The 23,795-nt window shown below is 41.5% G+C and carries 21 protein-coding genes; 9 read left to right on the forward strand and 12 right to left on the reverse strand.

The genetic code is table 11. The features are described from left to right. Window positions 1–91: 91 nt before the first annotated feature. Together V7K49_RS00650 and V7K49_RS00655 are read right to left on the reverse strand one after the other, a co-directional pair. Window positions 92–826 (reverse strand): hypothetical protein, encoded by a 735-nt coding sequence (locus V7K49_RS00650; protein ID WP_335204107.1) that lies wholly within the window; start codon window positions 824–826, stop codon window positions 92–94. Then, window positions 823–1,950, reverse strand: coding sequence for an AAA family ATPase (locus V7K49_RS00655; RefSeq protein ID WP_335204108.1), 1,128 nt, complete (start codon window positions 1,948–1,950; stop codon window positions 823–825). The genes V7K49_RS00650 and V7K49_RS00655 overlap by 4 nt, the downstream gene beginning before the upstream one ends. 201 nt (window positions 1,951–2,151) lie before the next feature. Here V7K49_RS00655 and ureC point away from each other — a divergent pair, with 201 nt between their 5' ends. After that, window positions 2,152–3,867, forward strand: a complete 1,716-nt coding sequence (ureC, locus tag V7K49_RS00660; RefSeq protein ID WP_335204109.1) for an urease subunit alpha — start codon at window positions 2,152–2,154, stop codon at window positions 3,865–3,867. A gap of 3 nt (window positions 3,868–3,870) precedes the next feature. Then, entirely contained in the window at window positions 3,871–4,491 is a 621-nt protein-coding gene (locus V7K49_RS00665; protein ID WP_335204110.1) for a hypothetical protein, read from the forward strand. Window positions 4,492–4,597: 106 nt separating this feature from the next. Here V7K49_RS00665 and V7K49_RS00670 read toward each other — a convergent pair whose 3' ends face one another. Further along, the gene (locus V7K49_RS00670; RefSeq protein ID WP_335204111.1) at window positions 4,598–5,638 is read right to left on the reverse strand and encodes an NACHT domain-containing protein; all 1,041 of its coding nucleotides are present in this window, start codon (window positions 5,636–5,638) and stop codon (window positions 4,598–4,600) included. A 369-nt stretch (window positions 5,639–6,007) separates the two neighbouring features. Between V7K49_RS00670 and V7K49_RS00675 the strand changes: the two genes are divergently transcribed. From V7K49_RS00675 to V7K49_RS00685, 3 genes are all read left to right on the forward strand, one after another. Beyond that, on the forward strand, window positions 6,008–6,238 hold the full coding sequence (locus tag V7K49_RS00675; protein WP_335204113.1) for a hypothetical protein: 231 nt from the start codon (window positions 6,008–6,010) through the stop codon (window positions 6,236–6,238). Between the two features lie 460 nt (window positions 6,239–6,698). Further along, window positions 6,699–7,844 carry a hybrid sensor histidine kinase/response regulator gene (locus V7K49_RS00680; protein WP_335204114.1) on the forward strand — a complete coding sequence of 382 codons (1,146 nt, stop codon included), beginning with the start codon at window positions 6,699–6,701 and terminating at the stop codon, window positions 7,842–7,844. 207 nt (window positions 7,845–8,051) lie between these two features. Then, entirely contained in the window at window positions 8,052–9,434 is a 1,383-nt protein-coding gene (locus tag V7K49_RS00685) for an aldehyde dehydrogenase (protein WP_335204115.1), read from the forward strand. Between the two features lie 77 nt (window positions 9,435–9,511). On the opposite strand, the gene V7K49_RS00690 is transcribed toward V7K49_RS00685, so the two are convergent. The 3 genes from V7K49_RS00690 to V7K49_RS00700 form a co-directional block, all read right to left on the reverse strand. Continuing rightward, on the reverse strand, window positions 9,512–10,117 hold the full coding sequence (locus tag V7K49_RS00690; RefSeq protein ID WP_335204116.1) for a sulfite oxidase-like oxidoreductase: 606 nt from the start codon (window positions 10,115–10,117) through the stop codon (window positions 9,512–9,514). 310 nt (window positions 10,118–10,427) lie between these two features. Continuing rightward, window positions 10,428–10,601, reverse strand: a complete 174-nt coding sequence (gene rpmF / locus V7K49_RS00695) for a 50S ribosomal protein L32 (protein WP_012407602.1) — start codon at window positions 10,599–10,601, stop codon at window positions 10,428–10,430. A gap of 173 nt (window positions 10,602–10,774) precedes the next feature. Next, a complete protein-coding gene (locus V7K49_RS00700) occupies window positions 10,775–11,266 on the reverse strand; it encodes a hypothetical protein (protein ID WP_334870287.1) in 492 nt (163 codons plus the stop codon). Between the two features lie 198 nt (window positions 11,267–11,464). On the opposite strand from V7K49_RS00700, the gene V7K49_RS00705 reads away from it, so the two are divergent. Continuing rightward, window positions 11,465–13,345, forward strand: a complete 1,881-nt coding sequence (locus V7K49_RS00705; RefSeq protein ID WP_334870289.1) for a caspase family protein — start codon at window positions 11,465–11,467, stop codon at window positions 13,343–13,345. Window positions 13,346–13,440: 95 nt separating this feature from the next. Here the strand turns inward: V7K49_RS00705 and V7K49_RS00710 are convergent, their stop codons facing one another. Next, window positions 13,441–13,818, reverse strand: coding sequence for a Mo-dependent nitrogenase C-terminal domain-containing protein (locus V7K49_RS00710; protein WP_334870291.1), 378 nt, complete (start codon window positions 13,816–13,818; stop codon window positions 13,441–13,443). A gap of 527 nt (window positions 13,819–14,345) precedes the next feature. On the opposite strand from V7K49_RS00710, the gene V7K49_RS00715 reads away from it, so the two are divergent. After that, a complete protein-coding gene (locus tag V7K49_RS00715) occupies window positions 14,346–15,542 on the forward strand; it encodes an anion transporter (protein ID WP_334870293.1) in 1,197 nt (398 codons plus the stop codon). A gap of 18 nt (window positions 15,543–15,560) precedes the next feature. Here V7K49_RS00715 and V7K49_RS00720 read toward each other — a convergent pair whose 3' ends face one another. From V7K49_RS00720 to V7K49_RS00740, 5 genes are all read right to left on the reverse strand, one after another. Next, window positions 15,561–15,902, reverse strand: a complete 342-nt coding sequence (locus tag V7K49_RS00720; protein ID WP_442948624.1) for a Uma2 family endonuclease — start codon at window positions 15,900–15,902, stop codon at window positions 15,561–15,563. Between the two features lie 127 nt (window positions 15,903–16,029). Then, window positions 16,030–16,266, reverse strand: coding sequence for a Uma2 family endonuclease (locus V7K49_RS00725; RefSeq protein ID WP_335204117.1), 237 nt, complete (start codon window positions 16,264–16,266; stop codon window positions 16,030–16,032). Between the two features lie 151 nt (window positions 16,267–16,417). Next, the gene (locus V7K49_RS00730) at window positions 16,418–18,190 is read right to left on the reverse strand and encodes a ribonuclease J (protein WP_335204118.1); all 1,773 of its coding nucleotides are present in this window, start codon (window positions 18,188–18,190) and stop codon (window positions 16,418–16,420) included. A gap of 230 nt (window positions 18,191–18,420) precedes the next feature. Continuing rightward, window positions 18,421–19,305: a 4-hydroxy-tetrahydrodipicolinate synthase gene (dapA, locus tag V7K49_RS00735; protein WP_335204120.1), complete on the reverse strand. Its 885-nt coding sequence runs from the start codon at window positions 19,303–19,305 to the stop codon at window positions 18,421–18,423. Window positions 19,306–19,437: 132 nt separating this feature from the next. Then, window positions 19,438–20,481, reverse strand: a complete 1,044-nt coding sequence (locus V7K49_RS00740) for an aspartate-semialdehyde dehydrogenase (RefSeq protein ID WP_335204121.1) — start codon at window positions 20,479–20,481, stop codon at window positions 19,438–19,440. Window positions 20,482–21,321: 840 nt separating this feature from the next. On the opposite strand from V7K49_RS00740, the gene tig reads away from it, so the two are divergent. After that, the gene (gene tig, locus V7K49_RS00745) at window positions 21,322–22,758 is read left to right on the forward strand and encodes a trigger factor (protein ID WP_335204122.1); all 1,437 of its coding nucleotides are present in this window, start codon (window positions 21,322–21,324) and stop codon (window positions 22,756–22,758) included. Between the two features lie 329 nt (window positions 22,759–23,087). Then, window positions 23,088–23,786, forward strand: a complete 699-nt coding sequence (gene clpP / locus V7K49_RS00750) for an ATP-dependent Clp endopeptidase proteolytic subunit ClpP (RefSeq protein WP_334973371.1) — start codon at window positions 23,088–23,090, stop codon at window positions 23,784–23,786. Window positions 23,787–23,795 lie beyond the last annotated feature (9 nt).

Raw genomic sequence — 23,795 nt, forward strand, 5'->3', positions numbered from 1 at the left:
TTTGCTCTTAAAGCAACCCCACTTCATTCCCGATTCATCCCGTCGCCTTCCTGAAACACATTTATTAGCTTTTCCAGCGCTTATTGAGAAGTTACTTAACAACTACCGTTGTAGCCGCAACTAAATGTTGTGCAAAAGTAGCATATCCATTCGGACAACGATTTTTGATAATTGCTAAATCAATCTCAAAAGCAAGTTTCCATCGAATTTGTAGAGGGCGTTGATTGCTACTATTTTCAGAGAGATATGTTGATTGTGCGATCGCATTTTCTAAAATACCTTTTCCACCATTTAATTCTTCTAAATTTTCCAGAGGTTCAAGCTCTACACCTAAAATGCTTGATACAGTTTGAGTGTCTGCCAACAACCACATTTCAAAATTTTTAATCGCTAAACCTCCTGCACTGCGCTCGCTAATTTTTTGCTCATTAACATCCAGGTGATTATCACGGATTTTATTTAAAGCCCGTTCCAAGTCAATTTGCCTTTGCTGAAGCTTATCATCTGCATCAACCACAATTAGGATCATATTAACTTCTTCAGGTTTCCACGCGATAATCACCTGTGCTAAATATTTTGGCTCTAAAATTGAGTGTCCTACACGCCGTTTAAAGACTGGACTCTCGCTGATGGATGGATGTCTTTGTACAAAATCACAATCAGGCAATCCCAAATTATTAATTTCTCGTCTAATTATGGTATGAAGTGCCCCTTCTCTATCTCTTTCAATAACTTTTCCACCATCTTCTGGTTTAATATAGGGAATACTTGCTCCAAGTTCTGCTTCTCCCTCAGCAATTAGCCCAATACGAATCGCCCGATTCATACCGGATTACCTCCAAACACATTCGTAAACCATAGTTCACCTAATTCTCCATCATAAGCTTCTAGGGCTTTTTGGAAGCGTTCCGAATCAATGGGTAAGGCATGAATTTGAGTTTTACCTTCGGTGTCTAACTCAACAGCACGCACTTGCTGAGGTTCGACATAATTTAGCAATACGGGAGAATGAGTTGTGATTAATACTTGAACAGGTTTACCTGTAATCCCCTCTGTAGAAATTATTTGCAATAATTCCATCATTTTGTGTAACAACCAAGGATGAACTCCGTTTTCTATCTCTTCAAAACAAATAATACTGGGGGTATTTTCTTGATATAGTGCGGTTAGAAATGCCAAAATTCTAAGTGTACCATCAGATATATCCGAAGCAGGGATATGATGTTCAGAATATCTGTCGATTAATTCCAGTAAAAAAGTTCTATCTTCTCTACGCAGTAAAGAAATTCTCTGTATATTAGGAACAAGCCGTATTAAACGTTCCTCTAATTCATCAAAACTTTTACGATTACTCAGCAAAATATCAGCTAGAGCATCAACAATTCCCTGTCCTGTTTTATCCATTCCACCAGTTGATGGAATATTATTAGAGAGACTAATTGGGGCAAAATCATAAATACTAACTTTTCTGATTGCCTTGGCTAGAGGAGAATCTAAATAATTATTAGAAACTAAAAAGTTTCTTAGTTCCTGTGTATACGGATTTGTTCCAGTACGAATCTCGCCAGAATCTTCTTGATTATTAATAGTCACTATTCGCGGTGGATAATCAATATGAATTGATATAGTTGAACTGGATTTCTGACTTTTTAGATTTGGAAGATAACTAACCTCCAAGAAAAGATAATCTTGTTTTCCCTGCCAAAATTTTGATTCTATTTTCTGCTGGTTTGGATTTACGGCTATTAAAGATTGAGCAAAAAAAGGTATTACTTCATAATGATTTGTATTCGCTATTAATCTTTCCAAAAAATTAGACAATACAAATAAAGCTTCACAAACATTCGACTTTCCAGAACCATTAGATCCAATAAATACAGTTAATGGTTTTAAATCAACTTCGAGATCAAAGAGGCTCTTGTAGTGCTGAACTCTCAGTTTAGATAACATTCTACCTCAGTTTTATATCTGCCTATGTTCCCAATATCATTCTATATTTTCGCGTTTATAAATTCGCTTTAACTACTATTAAAATTTATTTTCCTATATCTACGGGCACAACAAAATTATAAATTTATACAAAATTTCCTCTGAATATCTCTAAACTTGCTCAAAAATAATCAAAGTAACACTACCCCTACGAGTGCCATTATGCCTTACAGAATGGATCGCCGCGCTTACGCCGAAACATACGGCCCGACAGTAGGCGATCGCATCCGACTTGCAGATACAGAATTATTTATTGAAGTTGAACAAGATTTCACCACCTACGGCGATGAAGTAAAATTCGGCGGCGGTAAAGTTATCCGAGACGGGATGGGACAATCCCCCATTTCTAACGCCGATGGTGCTGTAGATTTAGTAATTACCAATGCTTTAATTCTCGATTGGTGGGGTATTGTCAAAGCGGATATTGGCATTAAAGATGGCAAGATTTTCAAAATTGGTAAAGCCGGAAATCCTTATATTCAAGACAATGTAGATATTATTATCGGCCCCGGAACTGAAGCCTTAGCAGGGGAAGGAATGATTCTCACTGCTGGCGGTATTGATGCCCATATTCATTTTATTTGTCCCCAACAGATTGAAGTTGCGATCGCTTCTGGGATTACCACGATGATTGGTGGTGGTACTGGGCCAGCTACGGGTACAAATGCCACTACCTGCACCCCCGGACCTTGGAACATTTACCGAATGCTGCAAGCTGCTGATGCTTTTCCCGTAAACTTAGGATTTTTGGGTAAAGGTAATGCCAGTCAACCCCAAGGACTTGTAGAACAAGTAGCCGCCGGCGCAATGGGGTTAAAACTTCATGAAGACTGGGGAACCACACCCGCAGCAATTGATACTTGCCTCAGTGTTGCCGATGAATATGATGTACAAGTAGCGATTCATACTGATACGCTGAACGAAGCCGGATTTGTGGAAGATACGATCGCTGCTTTTAATAACCGTACCATCCACACCTACCATACCGAAGGCGCGGGCGGTGGACACGCACCAGATATCATCAAAGTTTGCAGCCAAGCCAATGTCCTCCCATCTTCCACCAATCCCACACGTCCTTACACCGTCAACACCTTAGATGAACACCTAGATATGTTGATGGTATGCCATCACCTTGACCCAGCGATCGCTGAAGATGTGGCTTTTGCCGAGTCCCGCATCCGCCGAGAAACCATTGCTGCTGAAGACATTTTGCACGACTTAGGTGCATTTAGCATGATTTCTTCCGATTCACAGGCAATGGGAAGGGTAGGCGAAGTGATAATTCGCACCTGGCAGACATCTCACAAAATGAAAGTGCAACGAGGAAGTCTTAATCCACAGGGAACGGAGCAAAAAGCAGACAATTTTCGGGCAAAAAGGTATGTTGCTAAGTACACTATTAACCCAGCAATCGCTCACGGAATTGCTCAATATGTGGGTTCAGTAGAAGAGGGAAAACTAGCAGATTTATGTTTGTGGCATCCCGCATTTTTTGGCGTGAAGCCAGAGATAGTGATTAAAGGCGGAATGATTGCATGGTCGCAAATGGGCGATGCTAATGCCAGTATTCCCACACCGCAACCAGTGTATATGCGACCGATGTTTGGTAGTTTTGCAGGGGCGCGTCATGCCACATCATTAACTTTTGTTTCTCAAGCAGCTTTAGAGAAAGAAATTCCCAGCCAGCTAGGTTTACAAAAGGCAGCAGTTGCAGTTTCTGGAACACGCCAATTGAGTAAGCGGGATATGAAGCTGAATGATGCACTACCCCACATTGAAGTTGATCCAGAAACCTATGAAGTCAGGGCAGATGGTGAGTTGCTGATTTGTGAACCTGCGACAGTTTTACCAATGGCGCAGAGGTACTTTTTGTTTTAATTCATGACCGAGCAATTTACTGATTACGATAGTCCTTGGAAAGAAGTCATTGAGCTATATTTTTCCCGCTTTCTGGAATTCTTTTTCACCCAAGCTTATGCCGAAATCGACTGGACGCGACCCTATGAATTTCTGGACACAGAACTGCAACAGCTAGAACCGGATGCAGAAATTAGGCGGCGTTTGGTTGATAAAGTCGCAAAAGTTTGGCTACTGGATGGCGAAGAAGCTTGGGTATTGGTTCATGTGGAAGTCCAAGGGCAATATGACAGCCAATTTGCCGAACGGATGTACACATATAATTACCGTTTGTTTGACCGCTATAAAAAGCGAGTCATTAGTTTAGCAGTTTTAGCAATAATTACAGTTCTAGAAACACAATTTGGAGAAGTGCCAAGCTCTATTGTCGAAGTTATCAATGGAATAGAAAAACCATCTGTACTCAAAATGCTTCATAAAAGTGCGATGGTCGCGAAGCGAACCGCCTTCTCTACGAGACGCTTTGCGAACGGCATTGTAATTCCTTCCACAGCAGAATTTCAGCAAGTTTTAGATAGAATCGCCTACTTTGTGGTAAAAGTGCGATCGCAATTCTTTCCACAGCAGAACTTCAGCAAGTTTTGAATAAGATTACCTCAGAGGAATAAATGCGATCGCTCTGATGCATGAATATAACAGACTGATGTATTAGCATTGCAAGTCGATGCAATAACATTGCAGGAGCTTATATTTATTGAAGTTGACTATTTTTAAATTCCCTTATCGGTAACATTAAATTATTTTCAATTTCCTGCCTCACCTCACGACTGACATAACAATCACTATTGAGGCAATCTAGCAATAAATTATTAGCTTCATAATAATATGATAACAATTGATGTTGATAATCACTTAATTCCAATTTGTAACAAATTTTTCTATATTTAATTGCTAAATTTCTTAATTTTATTTCGCATTCAGGAGGCAGATTATCTCTGCCATCTTCCCAATTGGTTTGACTTTCTAATTGAATAATTTCTTCTTGTAAATCTTGAAGTGCTTTTCGTAATTCAGGTTGAATATAAATATTTAATTCCAAAATCCAAGTTAATGCTTCGTGGCGATTTGAGTTAGAAATTTCAATTATATCGGTAAGGCAACTATCCAAGAAAAGCTCTTCTTCAAGTTCCATGCTACTAAGATTGAAACCAAGAGCAGAGGCAAGATTGTAGTTTAAGGAATCGAGTACATAATCAGAACCAAAGAAAAGAAGATGTTCAAAGTAAAAAGACCTAATTGTTGATAAACTCAACCTAGATTTTATGGATAAGGATTTTTCATAGATTTTCACCAAAAAAGCCTGTAAATACTCATCATTAGAGATAATTACATCAATTTTATCCTTCATCAATAGTACTAAATCATCAGCTTTCCTCATCATGCTTACAGTAAGTAAAAATACCTCTTGCCAGCGTCTCTCTGTGATATCTTTTACCAAACTATTCCAGGCAGAGTTAGCAACAATTTCCCTAGCAGAAAAATACTCTTGAAACGTTAGGTGAGAAAAGGAATAAATGCCCTTTGCTCGTTCAACTACTAGACCATTCTGAGCTTCAATAGACTTCAAAATTGCTTCACTATCTAATTCTAATTCTTTGGCTTCAATATGAGCATCGCGCAAGTTGTAAATGAAGTCAGCAATATAAGTCTCAACAGTTTTTTGCTTAAAAAAGTAGTCCTTCTGCTGTGAATATCGCTTTTCGAGATACTCTCGCAAGCGGGTTTCTTTCACAGGCCCACTGCCATTGATACTGAATTTCTTGTAAATCCCCGTTAGACAACTGCTGAGATTGCTATCAGAGATGTTAAGTGCTTGTGTAACTTGGACTCGACTCTTGCCACTACTGAAAATTTCCAGAAAGACTGCCTTTTCTCTGTTTGATAATTCGCTGTATTGCTCTAGTTGCGTTAAGAAGTCTTGTGGTAACGACATATACCTACTATAAAATCGCCTTAGAGTTAAGTTTAGCTGGCGTTTGCAGAGATTTGCGGCTAGTCAAGATATGTCAAGACAAATCAATTTAAGTCACTATAAGTCAAATAAATAACCACAAAAGAAAATTGCGACATTGAACTCAGTCAACCAACTGAGGCGATCGCAATGCTAGAAGCACTAATCCCCCTAGTTATCAATAAATCTGTTGAAGTTATCCTAAAGCTACTACTGGAAAAAATCTGGGCATGGCTGCTGAGGGATAAAAGCTTCCAACGCCTCAACCACTTTCTGAAAATGCAGATTCTTGTACTCTATCTGGATTGGATTTTGCTCAAAACATCTCTAAAATCTCTGCCAAAGCCAGCAAAAGAGAACGATTTAGATACGGGTGGCTAGTTTCGGTGAAGGAGGCAACGGTTTCCTCATGCTCTCATTTTGAAAACAAATTGTGCAGAATGCTAAACACGGGCTATCCTACATACGGGAAAGCTCACTCTACCATAAGAAGTATGTTCCCCTAAGAAACTCAGAAGGAACTTTTACTCTAGAGCGATCGCCTATGCAATTCTATCTCCACTTCCCTACTTGATCCGCTAGATTAAATGCTACCTATGTATTACTACCATCTACTGTATCTTGATATAAAGTTTTACCAGCAATAATTCAATTAGTGAGTTATTATTTGGCAAAAAACACAGCCCATCTGAACTTAGCAGGAAATTCCACAGTCCCTAAATACCAAATTACTAGTAAATAATTCTTGCGTGGAAGGTCAATTAAAGAAATTGAGAGACAAATTGATATAAGTAAAGCTCATCTGACAAAAATTTACTTTTACCCCATACTTTGCATTTATATGACTTCACAATCTTCTCGCTCTGACAAAATTCTGGTTGTTGATGACTCTCCTGATAACGTGTTTTTGATCAAAACTATTTTGGAGGAAGAAGGTTACACGATTAGCACCGCAGAAAATGGGATTTCGGCCTTGGCAGAATTAAAAGCTTCTCCTTGTGACTTGGTTCTGCTGGATCTGATGATGCCAGGTATGGACGGCTACGAAGTCACCAAGCACATTCGTGGAGAGATGAAATTGCCACAATACATCCCCATATTGCTGATCACTGCCCACGATGCGCCCAACGTCGCCCACGGTTTAGACTTGGGTGCTGATGATTTTATCCGCAAACCTGTAACAGTAGATGAATTGCTGGCACGAGTGCGATCGCTCCTGCGCTTGAAGCATAGTATGGATGAACGTGATGAAATTGCCCGCCAGCGAGAAGATTTTGTCTCCCGCCTCACCCACGACTTACGCACTCCCTTAGTCGCGGCCGATCGCATGTTGATGCTATTTCAGCAAGGAGCGTTGGGAGCATTATCATCACAAATGCAGGAAGTAATTGCCATCATGGCCCGTAGCAATATCAACCTGCTTTCTATGGTCAATACCTTATTGGAAGTTTATCGTTTTGAAGCAGGTCGTAAAACTTTGGCATTTCAACCGGTTAACTTGGTGCAGTTGCTAGAGGAGGTAAGTGGAGAATTGTCACCTCTAGCTCAAGACAAAGCACTATCTATTAATCTAGACTTTACTGAGGAGTCAAGCACAAACAGAGTGATAGGCGATCGCTTAGAATTACATCGTCTATTCACAAATCTTATCGGAAATGCGATCAAATTTACCGACTCTGGGTCTGTGACTATTCGTCTTACTTCTCAACGCCAGTTAGACAAAAGTAGCCAATCTCAATTTTCGGGAAAATCCAATTCCGTTGAATATATTAGTATTGAGATAGCGGATACTGGCCCAGGTATTCCCCCTGAAGAACAAGCCACCATATTTGAACGATTTCGCCAAGGCAGCCACAAGACTTCTGGTAGTGGCTTAGGACTATACCTTGCTCGGAGAATTGTTGAGGCACATCAAGGCATCATTCTGCTTAATTCGGAGTTAGCGAAAGGTAGTGTATTTATTGTCCTTCTCCCCACAAAAGCATGAGAAAATTAGCAATTATAAATTATGAATTATGAATTATGAATTATCGAATTTTTACCCCAATAATTCATAATTTATAACTCTCCTATTCTATACCAATAATTTAAATTAATTATTCCAATTATAAATTAAATACTAAAATCTGATGAATAAAATATGCTGATTTAGCAGCGCTAGCATTAAACAAATACTCTTTGCAAGGACAAAACAATGATTACCACTGAATTATCTAACGTTGGCAATATTATCCAGAATCAGCGAGAGTTTTTTCAAACTGGCAAAACTAAAGATATCACTTTTCGCATTGAACAACTTAAAAATCTCAAGCAAGCAATTATTGAGCATGAACAGTCAATAGTCGAGGCATTACAAGCGGATTTACATAAACCAGAAGTGGAGAGTTACCTTACAGAAATCGGCGTAATTAAGGAAATTGATTACGCTATAAAACATCTTCAAAACTGGAGTAAGCCCAAAAAAGCAGCGGTTTCCTGGGATTTTTTTTCCTACTCAGCCCGAATTTATCCAGAACCGTTAGGGGTTGTTTTAATTATCGGCCCTTGGAACTATCCATTTAACTTAATTATCTCGCCGTTAATCGGTGCGATCGCAGCCGGGAATTGTGCAATTATCAAACCTTCAGAAATCGCTTCTCATACCTCCCATATCATCACTGAAATTTTTGCCAAACATTTTGATCCAGCTTATATTGCAGTAGTTGAAGGAGGCGTTGAAGCAAGTCAAAAACTTCTGGCAGAAAAGTTTGACCATATCTTTTTTACTGGTGGCACAGCCATCGGCAAAATCATCATGGCAGCAGCGGCCAAATATCTCACACCAGTTACTTTAGAATTGGGTGGTAAAAGTCCTTGTATTGTAGATACTGACATTAATCTTGAACACACTGTCAGACGAATTACTTGGGGCAAATTTATTAATGCTGGACAAACTTGTATCGCCCCTGACTATCTTTTAGTTGATAAAAAAATCAAAAAAGATTTAATAGATGGGATGGAAAAATGCCTAAAAGAATTTTATGGCGATAATCCTGTAACCAGTCCTGATTACGCTAGAATTATCAGTCAAAAACACTTTGATAGATTGGTTAACTTTCTCAAAGATGGGGAAGTTATCATCGGTGGAGAAAATCAACCTTCAGAGCGTTATATCGCTCCCACAGTAATTGATAATGTCTCTTTGGAAGATTCTGTAATGCAGGAAGAAATTTTTGGTCCCATTTTACCAATCATTGAATATACTGATATTGCCGAAGCGATCGCCTTGATTAACTCTAGACCTAAACCCTTGGCGTTATACTTATTTTCTCAAAACAAAAACCTACAAAAGCGAGTTTTGCAGGAAACTTCATCTGGTGGAGTCTGTATCAATGACACAATAATGCAGGTTGGTGTCTCGTCTTTACCATTTGGTGGGGTGGGAGATAGCGGTATTGGCAACTATCACGGCAAAGCTAGTTTTGACACCTTTTCCCATGACAAAAGTGTGTTGCAAAACTCATTCTGGCTAGATTTAAAATGGCGATATGCTCCCTATGAGGGCAAATTGCCGCTAATCAAGAAACTTCTGGGTTAAAAGTTATGAGTTATTTGAATTTTGGATTGAAGGAAAAATCTAAAATCTAAAATCCAAAATTGAATAACTCCTAACTCTTAAAACCCAAAAGCATTGCTGTAACGCTCCTCAGCCCAAGGTTCACCACGGCGATGGTAGCCATTGCGCTCCCAAAAACCAAGTTCTTCACCAGCTAAAAACTCTAAACCATTAATCCATTTAGCACTTTTCCAAGCGTAGAGGTGGGGCACAACTAGCCGCATTGGGCCACCGTGTTCAGATGGAAGGTCTTCACCAAAGACTTTAAAGGCAAAGAAGTTTTCTTCGCGCATAAAATCTTCTACAGAGATATTGGTAGTGTAGCCGCCGTAGCAGTGTTCCATAATGTGGGCTACTTTCGGGTCTAGCTCAATCAGACCCATGAAATCTGTCATTTTTATGCCAGTCCATTTGACATCGAGTTTAGACCAGCGCGTTACACAGTGGAAGTCTGCTGTAAATTCGTGTTGAGGTAGCGCCATAAAATCTGACCAACTAAAAGTAGCAGATTTTGCTAAACCCCAAACTCGAAACTCCCATTCCTCAGTACTGACTTGGGGAGTTGCACCGTAAGTTAATACGGGGAAACCTTTAGCCAAGTGTTGACCAGGAGGGACGCGTTCCTCCTCTTCCTTCCCTGGTTTGTGAAAAAATTTTCCTAGCATAGTTGGAGAAAAATAAGTTTTCTCAAGGTATTTACAAGCTTTTTTGCTGAGTTGCCAACAGCACCAGATGTTTTACTCTTTATATGATTACTTGATCATTATTCATGAATGATCGGTAATGGGTAATGGATGTTCCCAATTACTCACTACCAACTTTTCTCGATTTAATCAGCTTGTGTAGAGGATCTATGATCCATAATGCAATCAGAAAAGCTAAGAAAAAGCGTTTATCCAATGGTAAGAAGCTTAATTGGTATTTAATTGCCAATCAAATTTATCGGTGCTGTTCATGCTTTTCCTGACTGGGGAATTATGATTCTTCTTCCTCTTCTTCAGCAGTTGGATACACAAATGTAGAACGTCCAGTCAAGATCGACTTGCCCAGAGATAGAGCTTTCTGAGCTTCGACGACGGCTTTGTGCCTCCAGGTAGCTCGACGTTTATCTCGTTTTGATTTAGAAGTTTTCTTCTTAGGAACAGCCATGTCAGCAGATATCGCGATTCTTGACAACCTTCTTATTCTAGGCCATCCACTGTCGCCAAGGACAACAGGTAAGTTGAATTGAGAGGTTGAGACTGAAGTTAGGACACAAAGACACTGGGACAGAGGGAATTCTAAGATTGACCTCTTTGCGTCTTTGTGTCTAGCTCAACCCGTCATTTTTGGGTTGACACACCGCTAGCTGCTGGAACTGGATTAGAGCTATTTTCAAAGAAAAGTAGCGATCGCGCAGTTTTGAAGTAAGTGGCCCAATTTTGAGCATCGGGGCGCGATCGCCATTGGGGACGACTGACTTCTAATGTCAGAACTGGTGCGATCGCGCCATAATTTTGTACGGACACAATGATTGAAACATCTGTCACCAAGATATCTTGGTCGAAACTTCGTTGAGCAGCTGCCCTAGCGGCTGCTTCTGCTCTGGTGAGAACGGTTTCATAGTTTTCTTCCGGCAGGCGGTCAATAGCTAGATCAACTCTAGCGGTGTAAGCTCGCACAACCTGAGGTGCGAGCGCTTCCGTCAAAAACCACGCAGGAGCGGTAGATATGAGCAAAATTATTAAAGGAACTATCCGGATTCTTCTGGCAATCTGGCTAATAACTGAAAAGGGAGTGATCGATGATGGTAGGTGAGCAGAAATCTTGCTCATGACCTTCTATCTCCTTAGTGATGATCTGTTATTGAAATTAGGTGAGAGTATTTTCAGGTCTATTGACGTAATAAAAATTACATTCTAACTTAAGATTCGATCAGAATCACCTAGACATAAAACATCGGTTAGCTTTGTTTTTTTGGCAAAGCCGACCGCAATTTTAAGACCAGCAAACAATAACTGACAAAGAGCGGGATGGCAAATTACTGGGCGATCGCGATTGGCATCAATCAATATCAGTTATTTCAACCTTTAAGTTGTGCCCAAGCAGATGCTGAGGCACTAGAGGATTTTTTGGTGACAGAGGGAGGTTTTGTCCCCAAACACTGTCTAGTCATGACAGATACTTCGCCGCCCATTGAGGATAGGTCAACTTACCCAACAAAGGAGAATATTTTACTGCTGCTTGAGGATTTGGCAGCGACAAGTTGGCAACCAGAAGATTATCTGTGGTTATTTTTTAGCGGTTATGGGGTCAACTACAAGGGCAAAGATTACTTAATGCCAGCGGAAGGCAACCCCGAACTCGTGCAAGAGACTGGCATAGAATTGCGATCGCTAATGCAAAGTCTCCAACTTGCTGAGATGAATGTATTGTTACTGCTCGATATCAACCGCGCTTTTGGCACCCAAGCGGATGCTCCCGTTGGCGAAGAAACAATAGAACTAGCCCAAGAACTACAACTCGCTACAATTCTTTCTTGCCAACCAGAGCAATTTTCCCATGAAAGTAGCGAACTAGGTCACGGATTCTTTACAGCAGCTTTATTAGAAGCTTTGCGTTCTGGTAATGGCAGCAACTTGGCAGATTTAGAAAGCTACCTGAGTCTGCTGATGCCAAAATTATGTCAACATCACTGGCGTCCTGTCCAAAACCCTGCCACGATCATTCCATCAAGACCACAGGTAATCTTGCCACAATTGGCAATGGAAAGCGACTTTGAAGCAAATCCGGTGATTTATCCGGAAGAATCCTTTGCTGTTGCCCTTGCGGCTCCTCCCCTCGACGATTACCCTAAAACTTCAGCAGAGCGGGGCAGATGGGGAGAAGCTACTGTGAACTCCTCCCAACAGGTGAAGGCTCACAAGATCGAGAAGTCTAAGAGTCAACCAGTCCAGGAGTCAGCTACTAGCTTAGTTTCCCAGCCAATGCCGGAAACTTCTTTAGGAGTGAATACAAGGGGAAGATTTATCCCCAATTCCTCCAAAGGTTACGTCTCTCGATTGCCATCGAATCAGCCAAGTATCCCTTTTTGGAAACAGTTTATCTTGTGGGGCGGAGGCAGCCTACTGGTAGCAGGTTTAATGGCCGTAGTTTTTCTCCGTAATCAAGAAACTTTTAGAATTAAGCAAATATCAAACACATCACCTAATGCTACTGCTAGTGATCGCCAGGTTATCCAGAATTTACCAAACGATCGCACTCCACCAGTTAGACTCAAAAACCAATCTAGCGCCCAAATAACTTCTAGTTCCGAGTCGAAAAAGCGAAATCAAGCAGTATTAGACTTGGCGAAAATGTCGCTCAGACAAACTCAGGCTAGCGATTTGAGCTTGGCGATAGCTACAGCCCGGAAAATTCAACCCGGTGAACCACTGTACGAGCAAGCTCAGGAGAATATTAAGATTTGGAGCCGGATGATTTTAGATTTAGCAGAGGGTCGTGCTAAACAAAGACAGTATGCTAGCGCTATTGCTGCCGCACGATTAATCACCAAAGATGAAGCCCTCTATGCCAAGGCACAAGCAGTAATCAACCTGTGGCGGCTAGAGGGGAAGCAGTATGTGACTAACAAAACTCTTTTAGATGCAGCTAATGCCTTAATTAAGTCCGAACAGGCATCTACCTACAATCGGGCGATCGAAGTTGCTAAGAAAGTACCATCAGATCAACCAGGCTTCGATACTGCCCAAAAATCGATCAATAAATGGAGTGAGAAAATTTTAGACCTGGCCAAGCGTCGCGCCGCCGAAGGAGATAGCAATGCCGCAATTGCGACCGCTGCTTTAGTACCAGAGGAGACAGCCACTTACGAAGATGCTCAGGATGCCATCCAAAAATGGCAAAAAAAATAGTAGAAAAATAGTTAGGAGTTAAAAGTTAGAAGTTAGGAGTTATAAGTTTTAATTCCTCACTCCTCACTCCTGACTCGTAACTTTTCCCCCAGCATTCAGCAGTACTGCGACACATCTTCGCCGCATTCGTCCGCTAGATAGCACATTGCTCGGAAACGTAAACCAACCACTTCTTCATATAAGGGGTTGAGCTTGCACATGGGCGGAATGTGAAACAGGGTTTTCCCAAATAATTTCACATCTCGCTCAAATGGACACTGAGATGGAATCAGTTTGCACAAGCGGTGAGCTAGTTGGCGATCGCGGACTTGAATGCTATCTACACGCTGCCGTAGGGGTTGGAGAATATTCCAGTAAGATTTGGAAACAGAACGGTTTAGCTGGGTTACTTTATGGTCACTAGTCTCTGCTTGATTGATTGATACCCAGCTTACCAGAAAAATCTTTTTTGTGGTATTATCATATACCTTCATGGTTAATCCCCTGTGTTATTGAGGCTATTCATCTTTTTGATGAATATATACAACGTGGCAACGAACTTTACCGGAAAAATCGCGTTCTGACTGCGATATAATGTAATACCTAATTAGCCACTTAAGTCAGAACCTAATTTATTACTACGTCAAGTTAATCGCAATTTTCTGGGGATCGGTAGTGTAATCTGACGATCTTGTTCATAACTTGATACAGTTTAAATTTTAGTAAAGACATCCGTCATTGGATAGGTTTTAGTGTAACATTTACAGAACTTAATATAAGGTCTTTCTGCAAGTATTTTTGCTAAGTATAAATATTGGTAATACCCTAATAGGCGTCTTTCCTCTGCGTATTCCCACTTCCCCACGTAAGTGCATCCTGTTCATTGCTGGCTGAATGCTGTAGAAGTAAAGAGAAGTCTGTAGACGCGGCTGCGGCTTAAAGCCAGGTGGGTTGGCTTTCTCAGTAGATGCAGATCTGCTAGTCATGAAACATCGGTCGTGGCAAAGTCTCGGTAAAGAAAGTGATTCTTCTCCAATTTGCAATCTATAGCGTCTTAGGGCTAACTTATCTGGGATTAGCATTAGGCTACATTCCTGGTTTACGCATGAACCGCGCCACCATCGCTTTGGTCGGTTCTGCCTTTTTAATTGCTTTAGGTGTTTTAAATTTACAGGAGGCATGGCAGGCCATTGATGCCAATACCATCGTATTTCTCTTGAGCATGATGGTAGTTAATGCCAACCTATCCTTTGCAGGGTTTTTTAGACGATCAATCTCAGTGATATTGAGTATCACTCGCAGTCCTCTAGGTTTGTTGATTGCTTTAACTTTTAGTAGTGGTATTCTCTCCGCCTTTTTTCTCAATGACACTTTGGCGTTGATTTTTACACCCTTAACCTTGAGCCTGACTTTAGCTTTGGGCTTAAATCCGATTCCTTATTTACTAGCGATCGCAGGTGCAACTAATATAGGCTCGGTAGCAACTTTGAGCGGTAATCCTCAAAATATCCTGATTGGCTCCTTTTCAGGCATTTCCTATCTAGATTTTCTGCGTGTATTGGCCCCAGTTGCCCTAATAGGCTTGGTAATTCAGGTAGGATTACTGTGGCTACTTTACCCAGATGTACGCTCAGTCAAACCTTGCCAACCATCACCTACTAGCAAGCAACGCATTTTTAAACCCTTATTTAATAAAACATTAGTCATCACAATTGGGCTGCTAATTGCATTTACTGTGGGTTTACCGTTAGGGGAGTCTGCTTTAGTCGCTGCTAGCTTGTTGCTAATTACTCGGCGCATTAAACCCCAGCGCATTTTGCAAAAGGTGGATTGGAATCTGCTGGTGATGTTTTCTGGATTGTTTATCCTGACGCGAGTCACGCAAAAGTTGAATTTGCTCCAGCCATTTACCCATGCGGTTAACTCTGCTGCGAGTTTTTTGGGTGTAACTGTTGTTTTATCTAACTTAATTTCTAATGTTCCGGCTGTACTTCTGCTGCATCCTCTGGTTCCTCCAGGCGACACGAAGTATTGGCTATTGTTGGCAGCCGGATCAACTTTGGCTGGTAATTTGACTTTGTTTGGTTCAGTCGCCAACTTGATAGTTGTAGAAGCTGCTGCGGATTTAGGTTACAAGCTAACTTTTTGGGAACACCTGCGTTTTGGAGCGCCACTAACGTTATGTACTTTAGTTCTACTATACCTCTGGGTTCATTGAGGATATGTAGCAACAACCCTAAGCTGAAAATACTTGCTGGGCTGTCAGGGTTAGTCCTGCGAATGTTTGAGAAATAATCAGCTGGTTTCCAGTAAACACAGTTTGCTTGTAACTACCATTGTCTAGCAAACAGACTGTTACCTTATTTTTTAAGGGGTCAACAATCCAATACTCGACCACACCAATAGCTGCATACTCAGAGGTTTTTTGGTTATAGTCTCGGTCAACAGATTCAGGACTTACCACCTCAACTAATAGGGGTGGAGCAGTTTTGAGGATAGCCGAAGTACTCTCAATACTTTGTGCCTGTTGGTTGGTAATCACACAAATATCAGGTCGCCTGGGTTGTTTATTGGTCAACACCTCTGTCAATACTGTTCGGTTAAGGCAAGAGACGCGATGAATCCAAGGCAAGAGATAGCGATTTATTTCGTCTTTGTGATGATTTATCGCATCTTTAACGATCTAGAATTTCTATCAAAAAACCTTAACCGAACCGTATTGACACCTCTGTACCATTAGGACGCGGTTGCAAAGGCAATCGCATTTTTTGAATTTCTAAAAAGAAGTGAACTAGCAGTAATGTGATAATTGCCTCATGCTTACCAGTACCAGGAGGCATTTCTAGCAGCACCCCATCCTCAAGTTCATAGCGCTTGTCTGTGCCATCCTCAAAATTGATGTACTCGTCAAGAGTACTAATTTTTATTGGTGTTTTAGTCATAGCGATCGCCTCCAATAACTATAACTATAAGCAAATACAAACTGCTGGGGCATCTATACCCATGATCAGAAACTGTATTTCACGCCAAAACGCAAAGACGCTAGAAAAACTCTATGTCTCTGCGCCTATGCGTGAGATTATCTTAAATTCCCTACGATGCTACTTGAGCAGCAGTCCGAGTCCGCCGTCTTCTGCCATCGGCAACTTTCACAGGCGGCTCATCAGGGATTTGCATCAACAAAGTCACAGATGGCTGACATTGCAATTCCCGACGGATAGAACGTTGCAATTCTCGCTCTAAAGTACCTTGCAATCCACCCCAATCTATATCTGCTGCTTCACCTTCCCCAGCAGCAAATTCTGACCAACGCACAGTGAGGATTTCTTCAATCCGTTGTTTTACCCAGGTTTGTAGCAGCGATCGCTCTACACTTGTTACTACACCCCGGAGGTGAACTTCTGGTTTTGCCAATAGTTTCCCATTCCAATCAATGGCAGCTGCGATCGTGATAATGCCTTCTGAAGCCATACGTTGCCGTTCTTGTAAAACTTTGGCACTTACCATACCCGAACTAGTAGTATCCACCAGTTCTATACCAGATGGCACTTTACTAGCGACGCGAATGGCATCTTCAGTCAGTTCGACAACATCACCATTCTGGATAATGATCATGTTTTCGGCGGGAATGCCCATACTTTGAGCCGTTTCTGCGTGCTTCACCAGCATTCGATGTTCGCCGTGAAATGGCACAAAGAATTTGGGTCGAGTTAAGGCAATCATCAGCTTTTGCTCTTCCTGACAGCCGTGACCGGAGACGTGAATCCCTTTGTCCCGACCATACACTACTTTCGCACCCTGAATCATCAATTTATCAATGGTGTTGACTACAGCGATCGTATTTCCGGGAATTGGGTTAGCAGAGAATACTACCGTATCTCCTTGGCGGATTTTTATGTGAGGATGTTCTTTGTTAGCAATGCGGGTCATTGCTGCCATCAATTCACCCTGAGAACCTGTAGTTAAAATTAGTACTCTCTCATCAGGTAGATTGCGGACTGCGTGCAATGGTTGCAGCAGATTATCGTCACACTTGATGTAACCTAGATTACGGGCATGAGCAATCAAGTTAAGCATGGAACGCCCCACAATCGTGACTACACGGTTTTGCTTCTTTGCAATATCCAAAATCATGTTGATGCGATGCACGCTGGAAGCAAAGGTAGTGACAAATAATCGTCCAGTGGCTTGACTAAATACTCTCTCCAGATTGGGATAGACGGAACGTTCAGAAGGTGTAAATCCTGGTATCTCGGCGTTAGTGGAATCACTTAGCAAGCAAAGAACGCCTTTTTCACCATGTTCTGCTAGCCTCTGTAAATCAAACTTTTCACCATCTACTGGAGTATGGTCAATTTTAAAATCCCCTGTGTGAATAACTACACCGAGAGGAGTATGAATGGCAACAGTGAAACTATCAGCGATGGAGTGGGTGTTACGGATATATTCCACTAAAAAGTTTTTGCCAATCCGCACCACATCACGTGGTAGAACTGTTCTGATTTCTGTGCGATCGCGCACTCCTGCTTCTTCTAATTTACCCTCTAGCATTGCCATTGCTAGTCTGGGCCCATAAATCACGGGAATATCAAATTGCTTGAGATGAAAAGCAATCCCGCCAATATGGTCTTCATGACCATGAGTAACGATCATCCCTTTAATTTTGTGGCGATTTTCCCGCAGATAGGTCGTATCTGGCAAAACAATATTTACTCCATGCATCGCCTCAGTAGGAAAAGCCAATCCGGCATCTAACAGAATAATCTCATCGTCATACTCAAAAAGACAGGTATTTTTCCCAATTTCATGCAAACCGCCCAAAGGAATAATTTTCAAGGCGGAATTATCAGCTTCGTTTTTAGCCATTTTCTCCTTAGATTGTTACTTGTGGTTAATTAAGTTGATAGTTAACGAACTTGTATTTAAGACAACACATCTGTCTCTTAAGTTAGTCCCAAAGCAATCAACTTTTAATTGAAATCTTCAATTTTTTATTCAATAAAATGGATTTAAATTGCAACTTATGAACAATTATGGTCATTGTTTATATGTATCTTTAGAAAGCAGCAGATTATCAGCGCTTAACCAGATGGTGGCTAGATTAAACTAAGTTCTTTCAGAACCGCTTCTAACTTTTGACTTACTTCTAAGTCAGCTTCACATAGCGGTGGACGAGTTGAACCAACCTCCCAACCTTGAAGTTTCAGTGCTTTTTTCACTGGAATGGGATTTGAAGTGAGAAATAGAGCTTTAAACAACGGGAAGAGTTGGAGATGAATTTCGCTGGCTACCTCTATTTTTCCCGCACTAAAAGCTTGGATCATCTGCTGTAGTTGGTTTCCTACCAGATGAGAAGCCACACTCACCACACCCTTTGCCCCGATCGCTAACAAGGGCAAAGTCATGTAATCATCACCAGAGTAGATGTGGAATTCTTTTGGTGTCAAGCGACGAATTTCGCTTGCCTGATCTATGCTACCAGTGGATTCTTTAATCCCGACAATATTGTTAACCTTAGCTAACCGGGCAACTGTTTCTGGCTGAAGGTTTTGTCCGGTACGACCTGGGACATTGTATAACAACAATGGTAGGTCGGGACAGGCTTGTGCTATTGCCTGAAAGTGCGCTTCCAATCCCGCTTGTGGCGGTTTGTTGTAATAAGGAACAACTTGTAAGGAACCATGTACTCCTATTTTAGACGCTTTTTGGGTGGCAGCGATCGCTTCTTTGGTGGAATTTGAACCACAACCTGCGATCACTTTGGCTTTTCCTGCCACGGACTGCAACACCTCGACAAACAACTGGTATTCCTCATCCCAACTTAGAGTAGGGGATTCTCCTGTTGTGCCGCACATTACCAATGTATCTGTACCGTTATTAGCTAGATGTGCTGCCAGTTCTGCCGCTACATCATAATTTACACTACCATCTGCTTTAAACGGCGTAATCATAGCGGTTAAAACATTGCCAAAATCTCCCACCCTGTTTTCACTCCTGATTACCCATGTTTTTGTATCTTGGTGGTTTTCTATTGTAATAACTTACCTGCATATTGCTTTCAACAGTGATTCGCACATTTGCTCTTTGTCATTAATTTTTATTTTTACTAATAACTAGCTTGAAACGTAAGCCTTAGCAGGTTTTAGTAGATTTTTTTCTACCAACAATTCGGCGATTTGTACTGCATTCAATGCTGCGCCTTTGCGGATTTGGTCGCCACACAACCATAATTCCAAGCCACACGGATGAGAAATATCCTGACGAATTCTTCCCACTAAAACTTCATCTCGACCAGTTGCTTCAATTGGCATCGGAAAATGATTAGTTTCCCAATCTTCTACTAATTTCACTCCAGGGGAGCAATTTAAAATTTCTCTGGCTTCCTCTGCACTAAAGGGAGTCTCAAATTCTAAATTAATGGCTTCTGAATGGGCGCGGAGTACGGGAACCCGTATACAGGTTGCAGTGATTCTGATTTGCTGCGTACCAAATATTTTTCGGGTTTCGTTGACCATTTTCATCTCTTCCTCACAGTAACCCAAATCGTTTAATGGTGAGTTATGGGGGAATAAATTAAATGCCAGTGGGTAAGGCAATACCTCAGCAACTGGCGGCTGTCCTTGTAGTATAGCGCTTGTTTGGGTTTTGACTTCTGCCATTGCTCGAGCACCAGCACCACTAGCAGATTGGTAGGTTGAGGCTACGATGCGTTGCACTGGTTTAACTTTATGCAATGGCCATACTGCCAAAGTCATTAAAATTGTTGTGCAGTTGGGGTTGGCAATAATGCCTTGGTGATTAGCTGCTGCTAGTGGATTCACCTCTGGTACTACTAAGGGAACTTCCGGGTTCATCCGAAAGGCACTGGAGTTATCAATTACCACTGCGCCCTTTTCGACAGCAACTGCTGCCCAAGTTTTGGATGTGGAACCACCTGCACTAGCCAGTACTATATCCACATTTTCAAAGGCGCGATCGCTAACTTGCTCTACTGGTATATTTTCCCCTTTAAACCGCAGCGATCGCCCAACACTCCGCTCTGATGCCAATAACTTCAAGTCAGCAATCGGAAAATTACGGCTTTCTAATAATTCCAGCAACTCTGTGCCAACAGCACCAGTTGCTCCCAAAATAGCTAAACGATAGGATTTAGACAAACTCACTTCCTCCTTTAAGAGGTTTATTTGCAATTTCTTGGAACAATTGAAAATTTACTTAAATTATTTAAATGGCGATCGCAATTAATCTTAAAATACATTTTGAATACATTTAGATTTTTCTCTAATTTAGTCGGTCTCTATAGATCTAATACATTTATTTTCTTGGCTATTTAATAAGTTAAGTGATGTTGCATTTTACAATAATGGCTATCCAATTTTTACATTTATTTAAACTATATATTATTATACAACAAACTGCCATTTAGTAGAAAAATGGAGATATCTGCACTTAGACGTTTAATAGGCATCTCACCAGTAATGCTAACAAATGTCTTGGTTGCAAAGTTGCTTACCAAGAGGATGAATATACTAAGATCGAAGTGCATAAAATCAGCACAGCATAAAACTGAGCTATGCAGCTAGGTAACAGATACCCTCTCGGACTACAACTTAATAATAGCTAGACTCAATACTATAACTTTAACTTGGGAGTACTAACCACTCGCTCAGAACCAGGATATCACAGCATTAGTCTGCTAAATAATTAATTCCTAAGTTCAGAGTGGCTGGAGACTAGGGACTGGGGACTGGAGAAGAGTTTTCCAATGCCCAATGCCGCGATTAACTAATTGTTATGAAGGTAAAATGTCAAGTCCTTGGTCATTGGCAGTAAACTGGATCTTTGCCCCAGGACAAATATCCATCCTTGGATGTCATAAAGCCTTGTGGCAACATCCCACTGCCCCTAAAAGACATCAAGCCATAAACGCAAACAATTATTTTATTGCGTCTTGTGTGTACTCCGAGTTTAAAATATCAGCAAACTAGAGACGAAGCATGAAAGTTACCCAGGAAAGACTCCCCGCCAGCCAAATTGGTCTGGAAATAGAGATTACGCCGGAAATTACCAAGCAAACTTACGAACAGGTGATTAAAAACTTAGCGAGTACTGCCAATATTCCTGGGTTTCGTAAAGGCAAAGTGCCTCGACCGATATTGCTACAACGGTTGGGTACAAATCGAATCAAGGTAGCAGCGCTGGAAGAACTAATTCAAGATGGCATTGAGCAAGCAGTCAAACAAGAAGCTATCCCAGCAATAGGTCAGCCACAATTGCGCTCCTCTTTTGAGGATTTGATTAAGAATTATGAACCTGGAAAACCTCTGACGATTTCGGCTGCTGTCGATGTAGAACCAGAAGTGAATCTAGTGCAGTACACTGATTTGCTTTTCCAAGCTGAAGAAGTCAAGTACGATCCAGAACGAGTGGACAGTAGCCTCGACAAGGAACGTCAAGAATTGGCGACATTGATTCCTGTGGAAGGACGTGCAGCCCAAATCGGCGATATTGCCGTAGTCGATTTTAAAGGTGTATTCTCCAAAGCCGAGGGCGAAGACGAAACAGCCGAACCAGAAGTGATTCCTGGAGCCGAAGCGACTGATTTTCAAGTTGAGTTGCAGGAAGATAAGTTCATTCCAGGCTTTATTTCTGGAATAGTGGGGATGAATCCTGAAGAAACTAAAGAAATTGCAGCGCAGTTCCCAGATCCATATGCTAATGAAGATTTAGCTGGAAAAGCGGCAACTTTCACAGTAACGCTCAAAGAACTGAAGGAAAAAGAGCTACCAGAATTAAATGACGACTTAGCCCAGGAAATCAGTGATTTTGAAACCTTAGAGGAGTTACGTGCTTCCTTAGTAGAGCAATATCAAAAAGAGGCGGACGACAAAACAGAAACAAATAAGCAGGAAGCCTTGTTAACGGAACTGCTCAAGCACGTAGAAGTTGACTTACCAGCAACCTTGATTGAGCAAGAAGTGGATGCAATGCTAACGCAAACAGCAATCCGCCTGTCTCAGCAGGGATTAGATGTGAAGAAGTTGTTTACTCAAGATATTATTGTTCAGTTGCGGGAGCGATCGCGCACTGAGGCAATTGAACGCATCAAACGCTCCTTGTCCTTACGAGAAATCGGTAAACGCGAATCTATCGAGGTAACACCAGAAGAAATTGCATCCAGAGTCACAGAACTTTTGGAACAGTACCCGGAGGAACAAGAGGTTGATGAAGATAAACTGCGCTCAATCGTGCAAAACGAACTATTAACCGAAAAAATCATCGATTGGCTCTTAGAACACTCCTCAGTTGAACTTGTACCCGAAGGCTCCTTGAGTCCCACAGAGGAAACGGAAGCCGCAGAATTAGATGCTGATGCTGATGCACCTCAGACACAGGAAGAAAGCAGCGATTCCACAGAAGTCACAGAAGGATAATAAAAAATTCCACAGCCATGAATTCACCAGTTCTAAGTTAAAGTACTGGTGAAATGGGTAAGGTAAGGGAGATGAGGGAGCAGCAGGAGATGAAGGACCACTGCCTCTTGGCTCCTCAAAACTCAGTGATCAAGTCAGAAGAATTAAAGAATTAATGAATTTTCGGCAAATAGTGACACATGTTATCGCCTGAGCTTGATACTGTGTTACACGAGAAGAAATTATATGAGGCATAATGGTTAACACGTAGCTGATAAAAATTCCATTCGTCGAAAAGGCAGCACATGCTGCGGAAACATTTGTCCTAAATTATCGTCAAATTTGATTGTATGCTTGGATCGCAATCGGGAAATTACCCTATCAGCAACTTAAGTCGAATAAACATTAACTCCCAGTTGAGCAGCCCTAGCAACATCGTGCCGATGGTGGTAGAACAATCTGGGATGGGAGAAAGGGCTTTCGACATCTACTCCCGCCTGCTGCGAGAGCGGATTATCTTTTTGGGAACGCCAATAGACGATGCTGTTGCCAACTCGATTGTGGCTCAGTTATTATTCCTAGACGCCGAAGACTCAGAAAAGGATATCCAACTCTATGTTAATTCTCCTGGTGGCTCGGTCTACGCAGGGATGGCAATCTATGATACAATACAGCAAATTCGCCCTGATGTTGTTACCATCTGTTTTGGATTAGCTGCGAGCATGGGGGCGTTTTTATTGACAGCAGGAGCTGCTGGGAAGCGAATGTCTCTGCCCGACTCCCGGATTATGATTCACCAACCACTTGGTGGCGCTCAAGGTCAAGCCATTGACATTGAAATTCAAGCCAGAGAAATTCTTTACGTTAAGGCTAAGTTGAATCAGTTAATGGCTCACCATACTGGTCAACCCTTAGAAAGACTTGAAGCAGATACAGAGCGCGACTTTTTTATGTCGGCAGAAGAAGCGAAGAACTACGGTTTGATTGATCAGGTCATTTCCAGGCAAAATCTTCCCGTAGCAGGGGAAAACGTCACCATTCTGAAATAAGAGGCTGGT

This window comes from Nostoc sp. (assembly GCF_036919675.1).
In the GTDB taxonomy this organism is placed as follows: domain Bacteria; phylum Cyanobacteriota; class Cyanobacteriia; order Cyanobacteriales; family Nostocaceae; genus Nostoc.